The following is a 3,584-nucleotide window of genomic DNA, read 5'->3' as shown; positions in this document are numbered from 1 at the left end:
TCTATCGAAATTATGATGAAGCAGGACTGGTTGAAATTTCCGAATACGATTTCAAAGGTAATATATTAGACACCAAAAGGCAGTGCGTTTCTGATGCAGAATTACTGAGTGTTTTTTCACCTCCACCTATTGACTGGAATGTAAGTTGTTATCGGGTGGACTGGGCCGGGTTTCCATCTATCTTGGATACGAAAACATTTGAAACTAATTTTGAATATGATGCATTGAATAGATTAAAAAAAGTTACTTACCCGGAAGATGCAAACAATATAAGGAAAGATTTATTACCATCATATAATCGTGCGGGAGCTTTGAAAGGTGTAACATTTGATGGGACAGATTATGTCAAACAAATTGCTTACAATGCGAAAGGACAGCGTTTATTAATTGCATATGGGAATGATATTATGACGAGATATGTTTACGATAATCGAACTTCTCGATTATCGCGCCTTAAATCTGAAAAATACCTGCAATCGAGTTGGGAATTCATCCCTCAATCTGGGACAACCAAACAGGATCTAGCTTACACTAGTGACTTGATTGGAAATATTTTGACAATTACTGATAAAAGCCCGGACTGTGGTGTTGGGGGGACTAGTTCACTCACACGATCGTTTGGGTATGATCCTTTGTATCGTTTAATTGCAGCAAGTGGCAGAGAGAATAATCCAGGAACCCCATTTCCTTGGTGGGATGATGTTTATAGAAGTACGGACAATTCGATTACAACTTCCTATACACAACATTATAATTATGACAAAGTGGGAAATATTCAATCGCTTCAACATATAGGGGAGAACTTATTTACTCGGAATTTTGATTACTCTGTTTCTAATAACCGATTACATTCAATAACTGTTGGTCTGAATAGCTGTAATTATTTGTATGATAATTCCGGAAATCAAATACAGGAAAATAGTAGCCGCTTCTTTCAATGGGATTTTAGTAATCAGATGCGTTGTTTTTATAATCAGGCAGGTACAGCAGAACCAACTATCTATGCTCAGTATCTTTATGATGGATCGGGAAATCGAGTGAAGAAAATTGTTCGTACTCAAGGTGGCGATTACGAGAGTATTAGTTATATTGGAGGAACATTTGAATACAAGACAAATGGTTTAGATGTACAAACGACAACTCATATCATGGATGCTAATTCTCGAATTGTTATGATTCGTGAAGGAGATGTCTTTGGAGACATGACTCCTTCCGTAAAGTATAACCTTGAAGACCATTTGGGCTCTTCAACAATATTGTTGGAAACCAACGGTTTCTCAATAAACAAAGAAGAATATTATCCTTTTGGAGAAACTTCTTTTGGAAGCTATTCTAAAAAGCGCTATCGTTATTCCGGCAAAGAAAAAGACGAAGAAAGTGGGTTATATTACTATGGAGCACGTTATTATATGCCGTGGGCATGTAAATTTGTTAGTTGCGATCCTCTTACGGGCAAATTACCTCAATGGTCTTCATATGCAGCCTTTAATGATAATCCAATAGTTTATATAGACCCTATTGGATTAGAGGGAGAGCCACCACCGATTACTGGCAATGAAAAGGAAGGAGATGGCTCTAAGGATGGAAATTTTGTTTTCTATAATGGTGAGTGGCACACAGGATCATCTGATAGTGCAGTTGTAACTCCGGATAAAGGTCCTAGTGTTTTGGAAGCGGCAAAGATGGAACTCAAATCTTATGATGACAAACTAAAGTCAGGTGATAGTAAGGAGCTAAGTGGAGGATGGAAGGTTGCAGATAATATACCAGGAGTTGAATTGGAAAAAAGAGAAATCGGATTTGAATCTACATTGTATAGCAGAACAATAAATGGAAGAACAGAGTATGTCTATGCTTTACGTGGGACGGATGAGAAGATAGACTGGAATCATAACCTTTCTCAAGCTTTTGGAACATCTGAGCAGTACGAGCTTGCAATTTCAAATTCTCAAAAAATCATAGAGAAATTTGGACTTGGGAAAGTAACAATTGTGGGGCACTCACTTGGTGGGGGGTTAGCGACCGCTGCTGCTTTAAAAACAGGAGCTGACGCGATAGTCTTTAACCCTGCTTGGGTATCGGACTTAACAATTAGCCAGATGGGATTAAATAGAGATAATTACATAAATGTTAAAAGTTTTGTTGTGGCGGGTGAGGTTTTAGATAAATCACAAGCGTCAGCCAAATATATCATTGGGCAACTAAATAGAATCGTGAGATTGAATAGGCCTCCGAATACTACTGTTCTTGGGGAACATAACGGTACTGCGTATGCAGTTGGTATGATTATCAGTATTAAAGAAATTGATAGTGGTGTAAATTTTCCTGTAATGTTACATAGTATGGATTCTGTAATTAAAGCTCTAAAGGCAAAGGGTATAAAATAAGGTAGATATGAAGAAGATGTTCAAAAAAAAAGTGTCCTTGCTTTACATATTAATGGCAATTTTAGTTTCCGGTTGTTTGAATGATGGAAATGAAAACCTATTAGGTAATGACTTTCGATTATTCAAGAATACTGAGCTAGAGGAATTGGCTAAACATGTAGCGGATCAAAATGCTCCAGAAATCAGGAGAATTCTTTCTAGTGGATCTGTAGATGTTAATTTTCAGGAAAAGAAATATGGAAACACACTTCTTATGCTTGCAGTTACTAATAATTTAAATGTTTCAGTATTAGAGTTATTGAAAGGAGGAGGAGACCCAAATTTAAGGGATTTTGAATCAAAAGAGAACGCTTTGGATGATGCTTGCTCCAAAAATAATTATATATGTAATATTGAGAATGTCAGGTGTTTAATTAAGTTTGGTGCCAATGTTAATGCATTTCGAAGAACAAAGTCAGATAATTCTGTAATTATCAGTTCTCCATTGATCATAGCTTCAAGTGCGGGTTGTTATGAAACAGTAAAATTATTGGTCAGTAGCGGAGCCAAAATTGATACATTTACTTATTATGATGGATATGGAGCTATTACAGAAGCAATTATACAAGATGAAATCCGTATTGCTAAATATTTAATAGTTGATTGTAAAGCTCCTATCCCGAAAACTTGTTACATAAGAAATCAAGGTGAAGCTGACGAAATTAAACTTACTGTTACAGACCTGCTGAATGAGAATGAGTATCCAGCTGGTGATAAGAACAACGATTATAAAAAAGAGATTTTGCGTTACTTAGAGAATAAGGGGATTAAATAAGTTTAAGGAGGGACGTATGGACTTTAACTTATCCATTCTCAACAGTTTTAGTAAAATGAAAGGGCAGAATTAAATCTGCCCTTTATATTGTCATAAAGAGTGGAACCAGGAGTCAATTATAATTTCATCAAATAAAGTTTATGTTCCTGGCCAGCCAATTAATAAATTGCAAGACGATCGAAAAATTCGAAATTGTATACGTTTGTCATCATGTATTGAGGCCAATTCAAGATAATTATTGTAGTTAAATGATTACTTGGCTACACTGCTCCAAATAGTAGTAAATTTTGGAAGCCAGTAAATCAATTTTTGAGTTTGAAGGACTTACTGTTAGTCTTAGAACTGGCTTTGACATTTCCACGTATTTCTCAAAGATTTCATCA

General features: G+C 35.9%; 2 protein-coding genes. Both read left to right on the top strand.

The genetic code is table 11. From position 1 onward, the window contains the following. A partial coding sequence (locus Q1V93_RS18965) for a YqiA/YcfP family alpha/beta fold hydrolase (RefSeq protein WP_300666991.1) occupies positions 1–2,387 on the top strand: 2,387 nt, incomplete at its 5' end. A gap of 7 nt (positions 2,388–2,394) precedes the next feature. After that, positions 2,395–3,201, top strand: a complete 807-nt coding sequence (locus Q1V93_RS18960) for an ankyrin repeat domain-containing protein (RefSeq protein WP_300666989.1) — start codon at positions 2,395–2,397, stop codon at positions 3,199–3,201. The last annotated feature ends 383 nt before the right edge of the window (positions 3,202–3,584 follow it).

Source organism: Fluviicola sp. (assembly GCF_030151805.1).
GTDB lineage: Bacteria > Bacteroidota > Bacteroidia > Flavobacteriales_D > Crocinitomicaceae > Fluviicola.
Note: the sequence above shows the minus strand (reverse complement) of the source record. Positions and strands in the feature narration are given on the sequence as shown.

What these genes read in the sequence shown, in the direction of transcription:
- Q1V93_RS18960 (WP_300666989.1), top strand. Translation starts at nt 2,395, where the DNA reads ATGAAGAAGATGTTCAAAAAAAAAGTGTCCTTGCTTTACATATTAATG.